The sequence below is a fragment of the Actinomadura sp. WMMB 499 genome (genome assembly GCF_008824145.1).
GTDB lineage: Bacteria > Actinomycetota > Actinomycetes > Streptosporangiales > Streptosporangiaceae > Spirillospora.
The window spans coordinates 1,918,856-1,938,385 of the sequence record NZ_CP044407.1 but is presented as its reverse complement, the minus strand read 5'-3'; the positions used below and the strand labels follow the sequence as shown (position 1 = coordinate 1,938,385).

The window sequence follows — 19,530 nt, the reverse complement described above, 5'->3', positions numbered from 1 at the left end:
CCGGGACGCCGACGGAGGGAGCCGTGTGACGGAACGGGTCGGGGCGCGCGAGCTGCTGCGCCGGGTGCTGGACGGCGACACCTGGACGTCATGGGACGAGCCGGTCGAAATCGGACGGACGTCGGCGTCCGGCGACGCGGAGCCGGCCGCCGCGCGGGAGCGCAGCGGGTGCGACGAGGCCGTCCTCACCGGCGAGGGACGGCTGCGCGGCCGCCGCGTCGCGTTCGTCGTGTCGGAGTTCCGGTTCCTCGCCGGATCGATCGGGCGCGCCACCGCGGACCGGATCGTCGCGGCCGTCGAGCGCGCCACCGCCGCCGGGCTGCCGCTGCTGGCGGCGCCGTCCTCGGGCGGCACCCGGATGCAGGAGGGCACGGCCGCGTTCGTGCAGATGGCGCGGATCACCGGCGCGGTGATGGCGCACCGCGCGGCCGGGCTGCCCTACCTCGTCTACCTGCGGCACCCCACGACCGGCGGGGTGTTCGCGTCGTGGGGGTCGCTCGGGCACGTGACGGCCGCCGAGCCGGGCGCGCTGATCGGCTTCCTCGGCCCGCGCGTGTACGAGGGGCTGCACGGGGAATCGTTCCCGCCGGGCGTGCAGGTCGCCGAGAACCTCGCCGCGAAGGGCCTGCTGGACGCCGTCGTCCCGATCGACGACCTCGCCGGGATCGCCTCGCACGCGCTGGCGGTGCTGTGCGAGCGCCCGCCGGACGCGCGTCCGGACGTCCCGCCGCTCCCCGTCCGCGACGACGGCGCGTGGGACTCGATCGAGCGCTCGCGGCGCCCCGGCCGTCCCGGCGTCGCCGACCTGCTGCGGCACGGCGCGTCCGACGTCACGCCGCTGTCGGGGACCGGGCAGGGCGAGGCCGACCCCGGCCTCCTGCTCGCGCTGGCCCGGTTCGGCGCGGCGCCGTGCGTCCTCGTCGGGCAGGACCGCCGGTCGCAGCGCGCCGGGCACCCGCTCGGCCCGGCCGGGCTGCGCGTCGCCCGGCGCGGCATGGCGCTGGCCGCCGAACTCGGGCTGCCGCTGGTCACGGTCGTCGACACGCCCGGCGCCGTGCTGTCGGCCGAGGCCGAGGAGGGGGGCCTCGCGGGGGAGATCGCGCGCTGCCTCGCCGACCTGATCACCCTGCCCGCGCCGACGCTGTGCCTGCTGCTCGGCGAGGGGGCGGGCGGCGCCGCGCTCGCGCTGCTGCCCGCCGACCGCGTCCTGGTGGCCCGGCACGGCTGGCTGTCCCCGCTGCCGCCCGAGGGCGCCTCGCTGATCGTGCACCGCACCACCGACCGGGCCCCCGAACTCGCCGCCGCCCAGGGCGTCCGCGCGGCCGACCTGCTGCGCGCCGGCACCGCGGACGCCCTGGTGGACGAGCTGCCGGACGCGGCCGACGAACCGGCGGAGTTCTGCCGCCGCGCCGCCGCCGCGATCGAGCGGGACCTGTCCGGCCTCGCCGCGGGAAGCCCCGCCGCCCGCCAGGCCCGGTACGCCTGAGGCGCCCGCCCGGCCATCCCGGTCGTCGCGACGGTGCAGAGCGGCTGGATCGAGGAGCTGGAGCACCGCACGCTCGACCCGGCGGGCGACCCCGGCGGGCCCGGCGTCGTCCTCGTCTGCTGCATGCTCGCCTACACGGCGCTGCTGTGGACGGCCGTCGTGCTCTCGGTCGTGAAACCGGGCGGCCGGACCCGCTGGGGGCGGGCGGGCGCCCCGGCGGACCGCCGCGCCGGCGAGCCCGCCCGCCCGCCGTCGCCCGCCGCGCGGAGGCTCAGTTGAGGTCGCCCTCCATGCCGCTGTAGATCTCGGTCGCCTCGCAGAACGCGGCGCCGAACGCCGCGGCGACGCCCATCGCCTCGTCGATCTTCCGCAGGTCGGACGGATCGCGGTCGAAGGCGTCCCGGTGCCGGGCGAGGTGCGCGCGGGTCCCGGCGACCGCGGGCGCCGGGACCAGGCCGCCGACCGTGTAGTTGGCGGTGATGGTGCCGGCCGGGACCGGCCAGTCCAGGCCGGGGAACTCCTCGCGGAGCAGCCCGGTGAGCGCCGCCGGGCCGGTGAAGCCCTCGTCCGCGACCCCCGCGTCGGCGCAGAGCGCGGTGGGCCAGGTGCGGCCGCGCGACATCCAGCCCGGCAGCAGCGCGGCGGTGAACGTCAGCAGGTTGAACGGCACCTCGCTCGCCAGGATCTCGGCCGCGTCGAACTCCCGCCCGTCCGGGTGGCGGACGGTCCGCCTCCCCTCGCGCAGGGCGACCGCCGCGCCGCGCAGGATCCGCAGGGCGGTGGTCATGCCCTCGGCGAGCCGCTCGTCGTCCGGCAGCCGCCCGCCGGCGTCGGGCGTGACGCGCGCCGTCAGCGCCGGGTCGATCCGGTCGATCATCTCCCGCGCGAGCGCGTCGACCTCGCCGCTCGGCGTCGCCAGGTACCGCCGGACGTCCTCGGCGACCCCGTCGCCGACGATGAAGAACGGGCGACCCCACACGTGCAGCGCCGGGTCGAACGCGACGCCGTCGAGACCGCGGGTCGCCTGGAGCACGCCGAGCGCCCACGCCTTGGCGCGGAAGCGCGTCTTGCGGATCTCGACGGCCCGGCCGACGAGATCGTCGATGCCGTCGTCGCTCCCGTGACCGGCGAGGTACGGCAGCAGCCGGCTCTCGACGAGCGCCATGTCGACGGGGTGGTAGCTCGTGTCGTAACCCATGAACCGTGAGCGTAGGGGGCACGGGCCGCGCGCCTAGCGCGGGTTCACGGCGCGGCCAGGGCGGGTTCATGGCGCGCCCAGCGCGATGTCGTCCGGCCCGGCCATGGGCGCGGTCTCCGTGCCGAGCTCGACGTCCAGGCCGATCGGGGAGGCCGCCAGGACGTCGTGCAGCAGGTCGACGGCCCGCTGGAGGATGGGCGGGCGGTCGCCGTGGCGGCGGAGATCGGCGAGGACGCGAAGGTCGGCCGGGGCCAGCTCGTCGAGCGGGCGCCGGGCCAGCTCCCGCACGAGGCCGGCCTCCGGCCGGATGACGGTGGCGGCGCCGACCAGGCCGCCGTGGCTGCCGATCGCGAACACGTCGCCGGCGGGGGTGGACCACAGCCCGTCCCGATGGACGGCGATCACCGGGTGCGGGCCGGGCCGCAGTTCGAGCGTCTCGGCGCTGCGGTACGCGACATTGCCCGGCGAGAAGAGGTCGGGCGCCGCCGTGGACAGACCGGCCAGTTCCCGCCAGGCCGGAACGAACACCGGATCGTAGAAAAAGCCGGTCTCCCCGATGCCCGGCGGCACGAACGCCAGCTCGGTGAAGCCGCCGTCCTCGGTGAGGCGGTACAGGCCCCTGCCGGTGACGATCCGGTCCGGGCCCGTGAAGCAGCCGCCGACGACGCCCGCCGCGGCGTAGCCGTCCGGTGCGGGGAGCGTGTCGTCCCGGACCCGGGAGTCGGCCAGGACGTGCCCGGTCGAGCCGTCGACGACGGCGCGGACGCCCGAGTCGCGGTGGCGGAACGCGATGCGGCCGGTCGCCGCGTCCTCGAAGACCTCGAAGGGCGGGCGCGGATCGCGGGTGCCGGGCGGCGGCCCGGCGAGGCCCGCGAGGAACGGGGCGCCGGTGCCGATCGGCGGCCCGCCCGGCGCGGCGCGCCCGTCCTCGGTCAGCCGCCGCAGCCGGATCCCGGTCCCCGGAGCCGCCTCGACCGCGACCAGGCCGCCGGGGACGCGCGCCAGGCGGGTGGTCCGGCGCTCCTGCGGCATGCGGCGCTCCGGCTGCCCGGCGAGGCCGAACCACGAGATCGTCAGCTCGTCCGGGTGCCGGACGGCGATGCCCCGGGTCGTCATCCGCACGTCCGGGGTGCCGCGGCCGAAGTCGGAGTCCCACGTGCAGAGCACCGACCCGTCGAGCGCGTCCACGAGGAGGACGGCGTGGCCCTCGGTGGCGGTCCCCCGCCGGGGGATCCGCTTCGCGCAGACGACGGCCATGGTGCGCCCGTCGGGGGAGAACGCTCCCGCCAGCGCGGGACCGGGCTGCGTCAGGACCTTCAGGACGGCGATGTCCTCGAGGGCGGCGAGGAGTGCGTCCAGGTCCCGCGGGGCGGCGCGCAGCCGCGCGCGGAACGCGTCGCCGGTCCCGCCGGATCGCGGGTCGCCCGGAAGTTCGCGGACGATGCGAGCGGCGTCGGCGAGCGGGAGGCGCCGGGCCAGCCGCCACGCCTGCTCCCACTGCCGGGTGCCGATGAGCGCGTGGGCGAGGTCGCGGCGCCGGTCGACGTCGAGGTCGGCGACGCGGTCGCGGGCGGCGACGACGCGGACGACGTCGAGGTCTCCCGCGCGCGGCATCGCCTCCCGCATCCGCTCCCGGCGGTCCGGGCCGGCGCCCTCGTAGGCCGTCGCGAGCAGCGAACCGTCCGGATCGAGGGCGCGGTACCGGTCGAAGCGTCCGGTGACGAGGAACAGTTCGGCGAGCAGGACCGGGGCGTTCGGGAGGTCGTCGCGGTCCGCGAGGACGGCGGCGAGGCGACGCCCGCCGCCGGCGGCGAGCGCGGTGCCGATGGCCTCGCGCAGCAGGGACGGCTCGGACGTGCGGGCGATCCGGTCGCGGGCGAGCGTCCCCATCGGGTGGTCCGAGACGAGCGCGACCTCGATCAGCAGGTTGCGGCGCCTGCCGGACAGGGCGGCGTCGTCCTCCAGGAGCGTCCGGCTCAGCCGGTGCCGGGAGCCGGACATCGGACGTCCCCAGGACAGCAGCGCGGCCAGCAGTTCCTCGCGGGGATCGCCGTCGAACCAGGCACCCCACAGCGCGTCGACGACGGCCCGGTCGCCGTCCGCGCCCGCCGCCAGCAGACGCTCCCAGGCCCGCCCCCGGTAACCGTCCCGGGCGGCACGCCGCAGCAGCCGTCCGGCCCGTCCCGATCGCATGATCCGTACGGTATCCGGGGCCCGGTCCGGAGAGCCATGGGCGATGTGTCCCGATCCCCCCTACCCGCCGGTACGCCGCGTCGTTACGATCGGCGGACGGTCGACCCCCTGGAGGTACGGATGCCTGGCTTGTCCGAACTCGTCCCGCCCACGGTCGTCGGCGGGATGCTGCGCGGGATGTTCGCGCTGCCCGACCCGATCCGGCGGGTGCTCGCGGGGGCGCCGGTCCGCCGGGACGGGCAGCTGCTGGCGCTCGACGCGCAGCTCCTGCTGTCGCTGTCGCGGCTGGAGCAGCGCAGCCTGGGCGGCGGGCGGCCCGCGGACGCCAGGCGGGCGATGGAGCGCTCGAGCCACCTGATCTCCGGGAAGCCGCCGCGGCCGGTGCGGACGCGCGACGTCGCCGCCGGGGACGTCCCGGCGCGGCTGTACACCCCGGCCGGGCTGGCGGAGGGATCGCCGCTGCTGGTCTTCTACCACGGCGGCGGCTGGGTCATCGGCGACCTCGACACCCACGACCCGGTGTGCCGGTACCTCGCGGTGAACGCCGAGGTGCGGGTCCTGTCGGTGGGCTACCGGCTGGCGCCCGAGCACCCGTACCCGGCGGCGGCGGAGGACGCCCTCGAGGCGTGGGCGTACGCGGCGGCGCACGCGGCCGAGCTGGGCGCCGACCCGGACGCGCTCGCCGTCGGCGGCGACAGCGCGGGCGGGAACCTCGCGGCGGTCGTCGGCCTGCGCGCCGAGCGCCGCCCGGACTTCGCGCTGCTGTTCTACCCGGCGACGGACATGTCGGTCCGGCGGCGGTCGCGGGAGCTGTTCGCCGAGGGGTTCTTCCTCACCGACGCCGACATGGTCTGGTTCAGCGACCACTACTGCCCCGACGAGAAGCGCCGCACCGAGCCGGACGCGTCGCCGCTGCTGGCCGCCGACGTCGCCGGGTTCCCGCCGACCTACCTCGTCACCGCCGGGTTCGACCCGCTCCGGGACGAGGGGGAGGAGTTCGCGAAGCGGCTCGCGGGCGCCGGGGTGCCGGTCGCGCTGCGGCGGCAGGAGGACCTCATCCACGGCTTCGCGAACATGTGGGGCCTCGGCGGGCGCTTCCGCGAGGCGATGGCCGAGGCCGCCGGGGCGCTGCGCACCGGCATGGCGCGGGCCCGGCTCCGCTGACGGAGACCGGGCCCGGACCGGGAACGCGACGGACCTGTCAGAGCGGCAGGCCGGTGAAGACCATCACCTTCTCCTGCGTGTAGTCCTCCATCGCCGACCGCAGCCCCTCGCGGCCGACGCCGGAGTCCTTCACGCCCCCGTAGGGCATCTGGTCGGCCCGGTAGGACGGGACGTCCCCGATGACGACGCCGCCGACCTCCAGCTCGCGGTGCGCGCGGAACGCGACGTCGAGGTTCCGGGTGAAGATGCCCGCCTGCAGGCCGAACTTGGAGTCGTTGACCCGTTCGAACGCGTCGTCCACGCCGTCCACCGGCTGGATCAGCATGACGGGGCCGAACACCTCCTCGCGGGCGACCTTGGCGTCGTCCGGGACGTCCGCGAGGAGCGTCGGCGCGTACGCGGCGCCCTCCCGGGTGCCGCCCGCGAGCACCTTCGCGCCCGCCGCGACGGCCTCGTCCACCCACGCCTCGACGCGCTCGGCGGCCTCCTCGTTCACCAGCGGCCCGACCTGCGTCTTGTCGTCCCACGGGTCGCCGGTGACGAGGCTCTCGACGTTCTCCACGAGCTTCGGCAGGAAGTCGTCGTAGACGGAGCGGTCCACGTAGACGCGCTGCACGGCGATGCAGCTCTGCCCGGCCTGGTAGTTGGCGAACAGCCCGATCCGCTTGGCGGCCCAGTCGAGGTCGGCGTCCGGCAGCACGACCGCCGCGCCGTTCCCGCCGAGCTCCAGCGTGACGTGCTTGCGCGGCGCGCGGTCGTTGATCGCCCAGCCGACCGGGACGGACCCGGTGAACGACACGATCGGCAGCCGCGGATCGTCGACGAGGTCGGACGCGCGGTCGTTCGGCACCGTCAGCACCGACCACATGCCGGCGGGCAGGTCGGTCTCGGCGAGCAGCTCGCCGAGCAGCAGCGCCGACAGCGGGGTGGCGGGGGCGGGCTTGAGCACGATCGGGGTGCCCGCCGCGATCGCGGGAGCGATCTTGTGGGCGGACAGGTTGAGCGGGAAGTTGAACGGGGAGATGCCGAGCACCGGGCCCTTGGGGACGCGCGTGATGTAGGCCATCCGGCCCTCGGCGGCGGGGTCGGTGTCGAGCCGCTGGGTGGTCGCGCTGAAGCGGCGCGCCTCCTCGGCGGCGAACCGGAACGTGGACACCGCGCGGGCGACCTCGCCGCGCGACCACAGCAGCGGCTTGCCGTTCTCGCCGGTGATCAGCCGGGCGATCTCCTCGGCCCGCTCGGCGAGCCGGGCGGACACGTGCGCGAGCGCCTCGGCGCGGACGTGCAGCGGCAGCGCCGCCGCGTCCGCGCGGACCGCGTCGGCCGCCGCGACGGCCTCCTCCACCTGCGCGGGGGTCGGCACCGCGACGGTCCCGACGACACGTCCGTCGTAGGGGTGCGTGACGGTCAGTTCACCGTCGCCGGTCTCGGGCCGACCGGCCAGCCAGAATGGGGTCACGTTCATGCGTTCACGCTATCTCCGGAGGCTCCGGAGTGGAGTCTCCGACATGGCGAATCCGGTCGCCCTCGTTGGCCGCGACGGCGAACGCCACCCACAGCTCGGCGCGGACGGCCGGGTCGTCCGGGTCACGGCCGAGGATCTCGGCCGCCTTGCGCATCCGCGTCCGGAGCGTGTGCCGGTGGACGCCGAGCGCCCGCGCGGCCGTCTCGCCCTGCCCGTTCGCCTGGACGTACGCGCGCACCGAGCCGTCCAGGCGTTCGGCGCGCAGCGGCGCGAGCAGCGCGTCCGCGAAGGCCCGCGCCGCCTCCGGGTCGAGCACCCCGAGGACGCCCTGGCCCGGCAGGTCCGCGTGGTGCAGGACGGGCAGGTCCGCGCGGACCGCCGCCGACAGCGCCTCCTCGGCCCGCCGCAGCGCCGGTGCGAGCGCGCCGGGCGCGGGCGGGACGCCCTCCGCCCCCGCCGGGGCGCTGACGCCGACCGGCCCGACGCCCGCCAGCAGCGACACGACGGTCTCGGCGAGCCCGTCCGGCACGATGATCGCGACGCGCCGGCCCGCGGGCAGCGGCAGGCACCGCTCGCCCGCCGGGTCGGACTCCAGCGCGTCCAGCACCGCCCCCGTCCCGCCCTTGCCGGGCGCGCACGCCAGCACCCGCACCGGCCCGCGCGGCAGCGCCGACCCGCCGGCCGGGCCCCCGGCGGGCCGGTCGAGCAGCACCGCGGCCAGCGCCGACCGCAGGTCCCGGGCGGTGCGCGGGGTCTCCGACTGCAGCGTGAGCAGCGCGACGGCCGCGCCGACGATGGTGTGCGCGGTCGGCGGCAGCGGCTCGCCGGTCCCGACGGCGAGGAACCCGCGCGGCCGCCCGCCGAGCCCGATCCGCTGCACCGCGATGTGCTCGCCGGGCAGCGACAGCGCCAGGCTCGCCGCCTCCGGCGTCCCGCCGGGCGACGGGGAACGGCGGCGCAGCCGCGCCAGCTCGGGCGCCAGCGCGTCCGCGTGCGCGCGGGCGCGCGTCGGCTCGGCGTGCCGGACGTCCCCGGCGGCGTCGAGCAGCAGCGCCCAGCCGCCGAGCAGCCGCGCGAGCCGCGTCACGAGCCGTCCGGGGCCGGCGAGCGCGGCGCGGGTCAGCTCCCGCTGCGCCTGGTAGGCGCGGGTGACGTCCTCGTACCACTCGGCGGCCAGCATCCGGGAGACGGCTTTGCCGATCGCGATGAACGGGACGGGGCGGGGGACCTCCAGCAGCACCAGACCCTGCGCGCGGGCGGCGGTGAGGAGTTCGTCCGGGATCGCCGGATGGATGACGCCGACACCGAAGCCGAGCCCGGCGACGCCGCGCTCCACCAGCCGCGCGACGTAGCCCGCCGCGTTCCCGGCGGTGATCCGCATGCCCGTGGTGAGCACCAGCTCGCCGCCCTCCAGGTAGGGCGTCGGGTCCTCCAGCTCGCTGACCGCGACCCACAGGACCGGGGTGTCCGGCGGCGGGCCGGTCGGGGACGTCAGCCCGAGCTGCGGGAGCGCGGCCACGGCGGACAGGCTGGGCGGCATCGTGCTCCCTGCGGCTCACGGACGGTCGGCGCGCACCGTGCTCAATGTGCGACGTGCTCAAGGCGCACGGTTCAATGTGCACGGTGTCCAACCGGGGCGGCGGGATTCGCCGTCCCGTACGTTCATCCTAGGTGCGGTCGGAGCCTAGTTTCGGCACGTGAGCAGCCGTGCCCCGGAGAGCTGGGCCGCCTCCGGGCCGAACGGCGCAGGCCGCCGGCCTCGGCTTGGGCGGGCCGGCGGCCTCCGCTCGCGTCAGCCCGCGCCGCGCTCCGCGACCCACTCCAGGACGTCGTCGCGCAAGAGCAGCCGTCCGGCCGCGAGCATGGCCGCACCGCCCAGCAAGCCCGGCAGGACCACCCAGAACCCGATGAGACCGTCCTGCCGCAGGACTTCGAAGGCGATGAGCCCGAGCAGGGCCGTTCCGCCCAGGAACAGCACGCCCATCACGGTGGCGAGCCGGGCCGTGATCCCGACGGCCACCGGGCCGCCCGTCCAGACGCGCCGCAGCCACAGCGCGACGACCGCCGTCCAGAAGGCGGTCATCGCCGTGCCGAAGACGGCGTGCCGGCCGTCCGCGGCGACGGCGCCCGCGCCGATGGCGGCGGCCAGGGCGGCGGCCCAGTAGAGCGAGAGGAGCCCGACGCTCGCCACCACGGCCCGCGGGCGGCTGCGGGCGGGCGGGATCTCGGGCCCGTGCCGCCGGTAGATGCCGGGGGCGAAGGCGGCCAGTCCCCGGTCGATCGGGCCGGCGACCCCGCGGGCGTGCCCGAACGGCAGCCGGTACACGGCCTCCCCGTCCGGGGTCTCCGCGGCCAGATGCATCATCCCCGGAAGGACGCCGTCCGGGTCCGCGGGGCGGAGCAGCAGCTCGATCGAGGGGTCCGGTCCGGGGCCGCCGGTGTGCGCCGGCCCGTACACGAACGCGACCTCGGCCAGCTCGGGCCACCGCACCGTCCAGGGGAGCCCGCCGGGGTCGTCCCAGCGGATCCCTTCGGCGTCGAGGACGAGGCGGCGGCGCCGGAACGCCGCCCGCCACATCAGCAGCGGCAGGATCCCGACCAGGGCGAACGGGATGCCCACCACGAACACGACCACCCGGACGCCGGTGCCGCCGTCGACGTGCCCGGTGATCGCGGCGACGATCGAGGCCGCTCCGAGCACTCCCGCCACGCCGCTTCCGAGGACGATCTGGCCGCCCTGGACGCGGCCGACGTCCACGGTCACCGCCGTTCCGGGGCCCGCCGCATCACCGTCCATGCGGACAAAGTAGCGGGATCGGGTGCGGCCGTCAGCGGCCCTGGCCGCGGGCCCTGGACCACGCCCGGACGTCGTCGCGGGCGAGCAGCCGTCCGGCGGTGAACACCGCGGCGCCGGGCAGCAAGAGGAGCAGCAGCACCCAGTCCTCGCTCGGGTCGGGCGGGTGCCCGCCGCTGTACCCGGCCGCGGCGATGAGGAGGATGCCCAGGAAGAGGACGGCGCCGAGGGTCGGTGCGAACCTGGCCATCTGCCCGGTGGCCAGCGGGCCGCCCAGCCAGATGCGTGCGAGCCACAGCGCGACGGCGGCCGTCCAGAACGCCACCGTCGCGACCGTTTTCCCCGACGCCCCCGCGTTCAGAACGGCGGGGACGACCGCGGCGAGCCAGCAGGCCCCGAGGAGCGCCACGCTCGCCACGACCGCGCGGGGACGGCCGGGCACGGGGACCCACGTGCCCGGGGTGCGGTAGAGGCCGGGCGCGAACGCGGTCAGCCCGTCGTCGATCGGGCCGACGACGCGGTGGGCGTGGCCGAAGGGCAGCAGGTAGGCGCCGTCCGGTGCCCCGGCTCTCGCGACGGCCAGGTGCCGCATCTCCGGGTGGGCGTCGCGGAACTCCGGCCCCGCCGGGTACAGCAGGAGGTGCACCGCGGCCGACATCCTCGGCCCGCCGGTGTCCGGTTCCCGGGCGGCGAGTTCGACCCGGGACAGCTCCGGCCACCGCACCGACCACGGACTCCCGTCGGGGTCGTCCCAGCGGATCCCTCCGGCGTCGAGCACGAGGCGGCGGCGCCGGAACGCCACCCGCCACATCAGCAGCGGCAGGACGCCGATCAGCGTGAACACGAGGCCGATCAGGAACGCCGCCACCCGGACGCCCGTACCGCCGACCACGTCCCCGGTGATCGCGGCGGCGACCGCGACCACGCCGAAGGCCCCCGCCACCGCCATCCCGACGATCATCTGGCGGGCCTGGGCGTCCGCGACGTCGACGGTCACCGGCCCGCGCGCGGCGGGTGCGTTCTCGGCCATAGGTGATCAAACTAGACGGCTCGCCCCCGGCCGGTCGACCGCCCCGGGTCAGCGCGCTTCGAGTGAGGGGCCGTACAGGTCGGCGAGGATGTCGTAGGACTTCAGCCGGTCGGCGTGGTCGAACACCTGCGTCATGACCATGGCCTCCTGGACGCCCGTCCGCTCGATCAGCTCGTCCAGCCGCCGCTTCACCGTCTCCGGGCCGCCGATGACCTGGTCGTGCAGCCGCGACTCGATGATCTGCCGCTCCATCGGCGTGTACGGGTGGGCGGCGGTCTCCTCGGGGCTCGGCAGCGGGCCCGGCGCGCCCTGCCGCAGCCGCAGGAACGACAGCGCCTGCGGCGCCGCGAGCTCGGCGGCCCGCTCGTCCGAGTCGGCCGCCGTCACGGCGACGCCGATCATCGAGTACGGCTCCTCGATCGCCCCGGGACGGAACGAGTCGCGGTACAGGGCCAGCGCGGGCATCGTGTTCTCGGCGCTGAAGTGGTGCGCGAACGCGAACGGCAGGCCCAGCAGGCCCGCGAGCTTGGCGCTGTAGCCGCTGGAGCCCAGCAGCCAGATCGGCGGCTCGTTCCCGGCCGCCGGCGTCACCGTGCTCTTCTCCCCGAAGTAGTCCCGCAGCTCGACGACCTGCTCGGGGAAGTCGTCCACCGAGAGGGAGCCGGGGGAGCGGCGCAGGGCGCGGGCGGTCGCCTGGTCGGTTCCGGGGGCGCGGCCGAGGCCGAGGTCGATGCGGCCGGGGAAGAGGGCCTCGAGGGTGCCGAACTGCTCCGCCACCACCATCGGCGCGTGGTTGGGCAGCATGATGCCGCCCGAGCCGACGCGCATCGCCGACGTCGCCGCCGCGACCTGCCCGATCAGCACGGCCGTCGCCGAACTCGCGATGCCGGGCATCGCGTGGTGCTCGGCCAGCCAGTACCGGTGGAAGCCGAGCCGTTCGGCGTGCCGGGCCAGGTCGAGGGTGTTGCGCAGCGCCTCGCCGGAGGTGGAGCCGCTGACGACGGGAGCGAGATCGAGAACAGACAAGCGGACGGTCATGAACAGTGACAACCCGCCCGGCGGCCCGCGTCTTCCCGCTACGCCGTGACGACCGCCACGATCACGGCGGCGACGGCGGCGACCGCCACGGGCACAACGATGCTGATCCACGACCAGGTCACGAGCGTGCGCGCCCGCTCGGGGTCGTTCGGGAACCGTTCCTCGGCGCGGGCGTAGAGGAGGGCGGCGACGAAGAGCAGGGGGAGGAAGGCGAACATCGTCAGGAGGCCGAGCACGAAGGCGATCGTCTGCCCGAGGCGGGTGTAGGTGCCGTCGGGGCCGATGCCGAACGCGAGGCGGGGAGCTGCTTCGGACATGGCGCGCGTCCCATCACTAGAAAGCGATTCGGAAAGCGTACGTCCGAATGGCGAGACGGGAAAGGGGCCGGGCGCCTCGCGCGTCCGGCCCCTTCCGCGGCCGCGCTCAGCGCAGGTCGAGCCCGATCAGGAGCGGGTCGTGGTCGGACGAGCGGAACGCGTCCGGCGCGTAGAACTCCGCCGGGTTGTACTCGGTGTTGTAGTCGAGGAAGCGGGGCTCGTCGCTGTTGACGTGCCAGATCGTCGCGCCGGTCACGCGCCGCGACAGCGCCGGGGCCGCCAGCATGTGGTCCAGCTCGCCGGACAGGCCCATGTAGACGTAGCTGTGCCGGTCCTCGTCGTCGACGAACCGCTTCGTCTGGCTGGTCAGGCCGGCGTCCTCGAGCACCTCGACCGGGTCCTCGGCGGCGTAGGCGTTCAGGTCGCCCAGCACGAGCGGGTTCTCGACGGTCCGCGCCATGGCGGCGATCGCCGTCGCCTGCTCCACCCGGCGCGCGTTGTAGCAGCCCTGCCCGTCGCCCTGGTCGGCGTCCGGCCCGGACGCGCCGCCGCAGCCCTTGGACTTGAAGTGGTTCACGATCGCGGTGAACGCCGCCCCGCCCGCCGCCGGGCGGAACGTCTGCGCGAGCGGCGGACGGTCGAACACCTCGTCCCGCGCCGAGCGCGGCGCGCCGACCGGCGTCACGGCCGTCTCGTCGTAGACGAACGCGACCTTGATCTCGTCCGTGCCGGGGTACGGGTGGGCGGTCCACGCGTAACTGCGGCCGGACGCGGCGTTCAGCGCGTCGACCAGGGCCTTCAGCGCGGTGTCGCCGTTGTTCTCGACCTCCATGAGCCCGACGACGTCGGCGTCCAGCCCGCGGAGCGCCGCGACGAGCTTGGCGAGCTGCCGGTCGCGCTCGGCGACGCTGTTCGCGCCGCGCCGGTCGAGGGTGGTGAACCAGTTCAGCGTGTTGAAGCTCGCGACGCGCACGTCGCCGCCCACCGGCGCGGGCCGGTCCGGGCGCGGGTTGGCGCGGGCGAAGTGCGGGCTGCGGGTCGGCTGCAGCCGGTAGGAGTCGAACCCGTACGACAGGACGCCCGTCAGCCCCTCGGTCACGTCGCCGAGCCGGACGACGCGGCCGTCCCCGGTGTAGGGGATCGCGTCCGGGTTCTGGACGTTCGACGCGTCGTCGACGAGCAGCCGGCGGGCCTCGTTCTCCGCCCGCGACGAGTCGTCGTGCCCGTCGGTCGGCTGGAACAGCCGGCTCCCCTCGGCGAGGGTGATCTCCCCGTACCGGCCGAGGTCGTAGGTCTCGCTCGCGACCATCTCCCCGCGGAACCGCAGCAGGACGCCCTCGAACCGCTCCCGCGTCGCGCCGTCCTCCAGCGGCAGCCGCACGTTGTCCGGCGCGATCGCGGGGGCGGTCCCGCAGACGTCCACGGCCGACACCGGCGACAGCTCGGTGAGGCCGTGGTACTCGACGGCCGTGCCGGTGACGAGCACCCGGTCGCGGACGTCCACGTCCCGCGTCGAGTACACGAAGATCCCGTCGGAGGTGCGCGGGTCGTCGTCGGGCGTCGGGTCCTGGACGAAGAAGCCGCGGAGCTGGTCGGACCGCTGGAAGTCGGCGGTGACGACGCCCTCGACGCGGACGGTGCGGCCCGCGACCGGCGAGGCGTCGCCGGTGCCCTGCACCTCGGCGATCTCGTGGTCGGCGGGGACGGCACAGGCCGGGGCCGCCGCGGCGGCCGGTGCGATGCCGGTGAGGAGACCGGCCGTCACGGCGGCGGCGGCGAGGGCCGCCGCCGGGCGTGCTGCTGCTGATCGGCGCATGGGCGGGAGCGTAAGGCGGGCCCGCCGCCCGGTGGGGACGGGTTCGTTAACGCTCCACCAACTTGTAATGGAATGCCGTGATTGGTGGGGTAGGTGAGGAGAAACGCCGCCCGGCCCGCGGCCGATACCCGGCCGAGACCCCCGTCGAGCCCCCTGTGAGAGGAGCGCCGTGGCCGAGCCGCCGCCGGTCGGCACGTCCCCCGGAGCGCGCTACGCCCGCACCCGCGACATCGTCGCCGCCTCGATCGTCCTGCTCCTGCTGACCGCCGTGCTGCTGGTCGTCCTCGTGCAGGCGTGGCCGCCCTCCCCGAGCGTGTCCCCGGACGGACGGACGCGGCTGCCCGCCGACACGGCGACCGTCCACCTGTTCGGCTGGTCGCCCAGCGTGCCGCGGGAGACGTGCCTGTTCGTCGTCGTCCTGGCCGCCGGGGCGCTCGGCGCGATCGTGCACTCCCTCCGCTCGCTGTACTGGTACGTCGGGAACCGCGCCCTGCGCCGCAGCTGGCTGATGATGTACCTGACGCTCCCGCTCGTCGGGGCGCTGCTCGGGCTCGTCGTCTACCTCGTGCTGCGCGGCGGGCTGACCTCGCCCACCGGCGGCGCCACCGACATCAATCCCTACGGCGTCACGGCGATCGCCGCGCTCGTCGGGCTGTTCTCGCGGGAGACCGCCGAGAAGCTGCGCGGCGTCTTCGCGACCCTGCTGGCGCCCGCACCGGCGGGCCGCGACCAGGCCCTCGCCCCGGAGATCACCTCCGTCGAGCCCGCGTCCGCGCCGGTCGGTGCGCCCGTCACCGTCCACGGGACGGGCCTCGCCGGGGCCACCGCCGCGCGGTTCGGCTCCGCCGAGGCCGCCGTCGCCGACGTCACGGACGTGCGCGTGCGCATGGTCGTCCCGCCGGGGGCGTCCGGGCCGCTGACGATCCTGACCCCTGCCGGGCCCGCCACAATCCCCTTCACCGTCGAGTGACGATTCATTTACCGTTCGGCCAGTGGGCGTGCCACGCCTCGTACGCCGCGCCGGGCAGCACGCGGGGGAGCGCCGACGTCTGCAGGCGCCCCAGCTCGGCGCCCGTCCCGGCCGCGCCGAACTGCAGCTCGGTCGCGTACGCCGTCCGCGCCAGGCTCGCCGGGCCCGCGACCAGGCACGTGTAGCGGGGGCCCGGCAGCTCGTCGTCCGGGATCCCGGCGCCGACCGCGAGGCTGTTGGCCACCGTCACCCAGGTGCCGAGCCCGGTGACCTGCCGCTCCGCGCCCTGCTGCTCCCACCGGAACCGCAGGATCGGCTTGGAGAAGATCGGGACGAGCAGGTGCGAGATCCCGCAGGCCAGCAGCTCCCGCTCCCAGCCGATCGACCGGCTGAGGTCCTCGCAGATCAGCACCGCCAGCCGGCCGAGGGAGGAGTCGAGCACGCCGACCTTCGAGCCCGGCCGCGAGTACTCCTCGGCCGTCCCGTCCGCCGGCGCGTCCGGCAGCCGCCACAGCCGCATCTGCGCCGCGTCCAGGGTGAAACCGGACAGCTTGTCCTGGACGAGCAGTTCCCGGCCCGTCCACCGGTCGATCAGCACCGCGCGGTTCGGCGGCGGGTCGTCGGCGCCGAGCGGCCCCGTCCCGACCAGCAGGAACCGCAGCGGGTGGCGCTCCCGGTCGCGCCCTGCCGTGTCGAACGCGACCTCCTTCCAGTGCTCCAGCAGCGCGTCCGACAGCGACGACTCCGGCATCACCGCGAGCCGCGCCCCCGACTCGTCCAGCCGCCGGATGATCGTCTTGATCCGGCTGCGGATCCCCGCGGTGTCCATCGGGCGGAGGCGGTACACGGTCATGCCGGACTGCTCCTCGAACGTGAACTCCACGTCGTCGAACGTCTCCAGCACCGGAGCGCACCCCACCGCGACGGGCTCGTCCCGGCTGAAGTGCGGGTCGTGCACCGCCGGCAGGATCGAGTGGTCGACCCTGTCCCACTCGGCCTTGGTGACCCGGTGCACGCCGAAGAACTCCGGTTTCGTGCTCCGCCCGCGCGGCCGTCCGGGGAACGCGCACCGGGGGAGCAGGGCGCCCTGGGTCTCGGGGCCGTTGAACTTTCCCTCGGTCAGGTAGTTGACCAGCGTCCCGGCCAGCGCGGGCGCGTCGTAGTACGGCGAGTAGGGGCTGGCGTGGGCGAGCGCCGCGTCGAGCCCGAGCAGCAGCACGAACCGTCCGCGATCGCCCTGCTCCCGCACGATCCGTTCGGTCTCGTCCGGATCGAACTCTCCGTCTTGCAGGACGGTCTCGGCGACGGCGCCGGCGGCGGCCTGCACCTCTGGATCGTCGTACCAGCGGGTGGCCGTCCAGTCCTGGAAGACGTCGTCGGACATCGAATCGTAGAGCCTGACGAAGAGATCAGCTGGTGCGGCCGGGTAGGCGGGAGCCCCCAACTGATCCTGCATGAGCACCCTCCGGGGGAAATCAACGAGCGGGGACATCTGGCGGTAACTCGATGCTAACCGGAGGGGCACACCCGTTCCGTGGCATCGGATACACACTTCACTTGACAATCACTTGGCAACGACGCACTCTTGGGGGGTACGGCCACTTCGTCGACCCAGGAGCAGCCGTGAATCTGAGGGCAGAGCCGACCTCCCCGCCGACCGGGCGCGCCCGCGACCGCCGCACCGAGGCCAGGCGTCTCATCGAGACGATGGAACACGCCAAGATCATCAGCGACGGGCACTTCAGCGCGCTCGGCATGCTGATCACCGACGCTTCGCTGACCGCCGACGAGCCCGCGCTCGTCGAGGTGCAGGACGGCCTCCAGTGGCTGCACCGGCACTACCTCGACGTCGACGCGCTCGACGGCCCCCAGCGGGAGCAGCGCGGCCGGATCCTCGGCCTGATCGACGTCGTGCACTGGGCGCTGCGACGGCTCCCCTCCGGCCTGCAGCTCGCCCTGCAGCCCGACGGGCACGCGGCCCGCTTCCTCGTCGCCGTCTGCCGCCGCCGCGGCCTGTCGAACCAGCAGCTCGCCACCGAACTCGGCACCGACGAGACCGAGATCAGCCGCGTCGGCCGCAAGCTGCTGTCGGCCGGCGTCGTGTGGCGCCGCAAGGAGTGGCGCCGCAACTCGTGGGAGATCACGCCGCGCGGGCGCGAGTATCTCGAGACCTCCGGCCTCCTCCCCGAGGAGGCGGGCGAGCCCGGCGAGACGGGCGACTCCGGCGAGGCCCGTCCGGACGCCGCGCGCGCCGACCGTCCGGTCGTCCGCGCGTCCGACCCCGACCTGCACGAGCGCCGCCGCGAGCCGGGCCCCGACCACCCCGGTCCCGAGCAGCCCGGCCCGTCCCGCGAGCGCCCCCGCCGCGGCTGACCGGCCGGACCGCCGCCGCGGCGGCGGCGAACGCGGCCCGATCGACCCGCTCCCCGGCATGCGTGCATGCCGGGGAGTCGGCCTGTGCCGGGCCTTGTGCCGGTGCGGCACCTCCATGGCTTCCCGCTTCACCGGGACCCGCCCCCGCCCTGAAGCGAAGGGCGGCAGCGCGCCGACGGTAGAAGATCCCCGCGAGATCTCTGACGCGCACCTGGCCGGGAGCGGTCCGGGAGTGTCCTGCGTGCGGCGGGGAGCGCTCCCGCTTTATTGAGTCGGTTGCTAAGGGCGGCCCCCGACCATGTGAGAGAACTTCATTTTCCTCGCGGGCCCCGTGGGACACAGTCGGCAGCATTCACTTTCCGGCCCACCCCCTGGAGTGAGGATGCGACTACGGACCCTGTTCACCACCGCGGTGCTCGGCGCCGCCGCGCTGGCGGTGCCCGGCGCGGTCGCGGCGCCCGCCGCGGTGGCCGCCCCCGCCGGATGCGCCGCCACCGACGAGGAGATCTACGCCGCGCCGCCGTCCACGGTCCAGGGGGATCCGGGCGACCTGCTGGCGTGCCGGGAGGCGGTGCTGTCGAACATCCCCGGCGACGTCCCGATGAAGGCGTGGAAGGTCCGGTACGTCTCGACGGACGCCAAGGGGAACGCGAACGTCGTCACCGGGACCGTCGCGGTCCCCGAGGCGGCGTGGACGAAGGGCGGTTCGCGCCCGACGGTCGCGTTCAACCCCGGCACCCTGGGTCCGGCCCGCAGTGCGCGTTCTCCAGGCAGCTCGCGGGCGAGTACGTCGACATGTACGAGGGCGGGAACCTGTCGCTGTTCCTGCGGGAGGGCCACGCGGTCGCCGCGACGGACGGCGCCGGGTACCTGGACGGGCAGGTCCACACGTACATGGTCGGCGCGAACGCGGGGCACGCGCTGCTCGACATCGTGCGGGCGTCGCGGCAGATCCCGGCGGCGGCCTGGCGGCCGACGGGAAGGTCGGGATCTCGGGCTACTCCGAGGGCGGCGCCGCGTCGCTGTGGGGCGCGCAGCTCGCCGCGTCCTACGCGCCGGAGCTGGACGTCGTGGGGGCGGCGGCCGGCGGCGTCCCGGGCGACCTGAAGGTCACCGCGAAGGCGCTCAACGGCAGCCTGTTCGCCGGGTTCCTCGCGGACGCGCTCGTCGGCCTGAACGCGGCGTACCCGGAGATGCCGTTCGACGAGCTCATGAACGATAACGGCGAGAAGGCGATCCGGGACGTCGAGTCGCACTGCCTGTTCGGGACGCTCGCCGTGTTCCTCGGCGCGCGCGTCGAGAACTTCTCCACCGACGGCCTGTCGCTCGAGGAGATCTACGCGCTGCGGGGGCCGGGCGGGGTCACCTGGGGCGAGATCGTCGACCGGCAGCGGCTCGGCACCGGCATCGGCACCGCGGGCTCGGGGGCCCGGTACGAGATCGGCTTCCCGGTGTTCCAGTACCGCGGCTGGCTCGAGGAGATCATCCCGCACGAGACCGAGGACGCCACGCGGCAGCGCTACTGCGACGCCGGCATCAACACGACCTGGAAGAACACCTACCCGGCCGAGCACCTGTCGACCGACTGGCTCGCCGCCCGGGACGTGACGAACTTCCTGGACGACCGTTTCGAGGGCAAGCCCGCCGAGGGCAACTGCTGATCCGTCCCGGAGACCGGGCCGCCGC

18 protein-coding genes are annotated in these 19,530 nt (G+C 75.4%); 7 read left to right on the top strand and 11 right to left on the bottom strand.

The genetic code is table 11. The annotated features are described in order from the left end of the window. Positions 1-25: 25 nt before the first annotated feature. Positions 26-1,486, top strand: coding sequence for a carboxyl transferase domain-containing protein (locus F7P10_RS08480; protein WP_151008847.1), 1,461 nt, complete (start codon positions 26-28; stop codon positions 1,484-1,486). Between the two features lie 33 nt (positions 1,487-1,519). Then, on the top strand, positions 1,520-1,765 hold the full coding sequence (locus tag F7P10_RS08475; protein ID WP_151008846.1) for a hypothetical protein: 246 nt from the start codon (positions 1,520-1,522) through the stop codon (positions 1,763-1,765). On the opposite strand, the gene F7P10_RS08470 is transcribed toward F7P10_RS08475, so the two are convergent. Together F7P10_RS08470 and F7P10_RS42105 are read right to left on the bottom strand one after the other, a co-directional pair. Further along, positions 1,758-2,684, bottom strand: a complete 927-nt coding sequence (locus tag F7P10_RS08470) for a hypothetical protein (protein WP_151008845.1) — start codon at positions 2,682-2,684, stop codon at positions 1,758-1,760. The genes F7P10_RS08475 and F7P10_RS08470 overlap by 8 nt on opposite strands. Positions 2,685-2,750: 66 nt before the next feature. After that, the gene (locus tag F7P10_RS42105) at positions 2,751-4,877 is read right to left on the bottom strand and encodes a hypothetical protein (protein WP_176611356.1); all 2,127 of its coding nucleotides are present in this window, start codon (positions 4,875-4,877) and stop codon (positions 2,751-2,753) included. A gap of 120 nt (positions 4,878-4,997) precedes the next feature. On the opposite strand from F7P10_RS42105, the gene F7P10_RS08460 reads away from it, so the two are divergent. Then, complete coding sequence (locus F7P10_RS08460) at positions 4,998-6,041, top strand: alpha/beta hydrolase (protein ID WP_151008844.1); 1,044 nt, start codon at positions 4,998-5,000, stop codon at positions 6,039-6,041. A gap of 37 nt (positions 6,042-6,078) precedes the next feature. Here the strand turns inward: F7P10_RS08460 and F7P10_RS08455 are convergent, their stop codons facing one another. From F7P10_RS08455 to F7P10_RS08425, 7 genes are all read right to left on the bottom strand, one after another. Continuing rightward, positions 6,079-7,506: an aldehyde dehydrogenase family protein gene (locus tag F7P10_RS08455; RefSeq protein ID WP_151008843.1), complete on the bottom strand. Its 1,428-nt coding sequence runs from the start codon at positions 7,504-7,506 to the stop codon at positions 6,079-6,081. A gap of 4 nt (positions 7,507-7,510) precedes the next feature. Then, positions 7,511-9,046 carry a PucR family transcriptional regulator gene (locus F7P10_RS08450; RefSeq protein WP_151008842.1) on the bottom strand — a complete coding sequence of 512 codons (1,536 nt, stop codon included), beginning with the start codon at positions 9,044-9,046 and terminating at the stop codon, positions 7,511-7,513. A 252-nt stretch (positions 9,047-9,298) separates the two neighbouring features. Continuing rightward, positions 9,299-10,303: a hypothetical protein gene (locus F7P10_RS08445; protein WP_151008841.1), complete on the bottom strand. Its 1,005-nt coding sequence runs from the start codon at positions 10,301-10,303 to the stop codon at positions 9,299-9,301. Positions 10,304-10,334: 31 nt separating this feature from the next. Next, a complete protein-coding gene (locus F7P10_RS08440) occupies positions 10,335-11,330 on the bottom strand; it encodes a hypothetical protein (RefSeq protein WP_151008840.1) in 996 nt (331 codons plus the stop codon). A 48-nt stretch (positions 11,331-11,378) separates the two neighbouring features. Beyond that, positions 11,379-12,356, bottom strand: coding sequence for an LLM class flavin-dependent oxidoreductase (locus F7P10_RS08435; RefSeq protein ID WP_254716487.1), 978 nt, complete (start codon positions 12,354-12,356; stop codon positions 11,379-11,381). Between the two features lie 50 nt (positions 12,357-12,406). Further along, positions 12,407-12,685 carry a hypothetical protein gene (locus F7P10_RS08430; protein WP_151008838.1) on the bottom strand — a complete coding sequence of 93 codons (279 nt, stop codon included), beginning with the start codon at positions 12,683-12,685 and terminating at the stop codon, positions 12,407-12,409. Between the two features lie 106 nt (positions 12,686-12,791). Next, positions 12,792-14,501 carry an ExeM/NucH family extracellular endonuclease gene (locus F7P10_RS08425; protein ID WP_151008837.1) on the bottom strand — a complete coding sequence of 570 codons (1,710 nt, stop codon included), beginning with the start codon at positions 14,499-14,501 and terminating at the stop codon, positions 12,792-12,794. Between the two features lie 169 nt (positions 14,502-14,670). Between F7P10_RS08425 and F7P10_RS08420 the strand changes: the two genes are divergently transcribed. Beyond that, complete coding sequence (locus tag F7P10_RS08420; RefSeq protein WP_151008836.1) at positions 14,671-15,471, top strand: IPT/TIG domain-containing protein; 801 nt, start codon at positions 14,671-14,673, stop codon at positions 15,469-15,471. A 4-nt stretch (positions 15,472-15,475) separates the two neighbouring features. Here the strand turns inward: F7P10_RS08420 and F7P10_RS08415 are convergent, their stop codons facing one another. Further along, on the bottom strand, positions 15,476-16,855 hold the full coding sequence (locus F7P10_RS08415) for a hypothetical protein (RefSeq protein ID WP_151008835.1): 1,380 nt from the start codon (positions 16,853-16,855) through the stop codon (positions 15,476-15,478). Between the two features lie 239 nt (positions 16,856-17,094). On the opposite strand from F7P10_RS08415, the gene F7P10_RS08410 reads away from it, so the two are divergent. After that, positions 17,095-17,844: a hypothetical protein gene (locus F7P10_RS08410; protein ID WP_151008834.1), complete on the top strand. Its 750-nt coding sequence runs from the start codon at positions 17,095-17,097 to the stop codon at positions 17,842-17,844. A gap of 507 nt (positions 17,845-18,351) precedes the next feature. Here F7P10_RS08410 and F7P10_RS44090 read toward each other — a convergent pair. Then, positions 18,352-18,573, bottom strand: a complete 222-nt coding sequence (locus tag F7P10_RS44090) for a hypothetical protein (RefSeq protein ID WP_254716486.1) — start codon at positions 18,571-18,573, stop codon at positions 18,352-18,354. A 66-nt stretch (positions 18,574-18,639) separates the two neighbouring features. Here F7P10_RS44090 and F7P10_RS44085 point away from each other — a divergent pair, with 66 nt between their 5' ends. Together F7P10_RS44085 and F7P10_RS44080 are read left to right on the top strand one after the other, a co-directional pair. Further along, complete coding sequence (locus F7P10_RS44085; protein WP_254716877.1) at positions 18,640-18,951, top strand: hypothetical protein; 312 nt, start codon at positions 18,640-18,642, stop codon at positions 18,949-18,951. Continuing rightward, positions 18,834-19,505, top strand: a complete 672-nt coding sequence (locus tag F7P10_RS44080) for a lipase family protein (protein ID WP_254716741.1) — start codon at positions 18,834-18,836, stop codon at positions 19,503-19,505. Before F7P10_RS44085 ends, F7P10_RS44080 begins: the two co-directional genes overlap by 118 nt. Positions 19,506-19,530 lie beyond the last annotated feature (25 nt).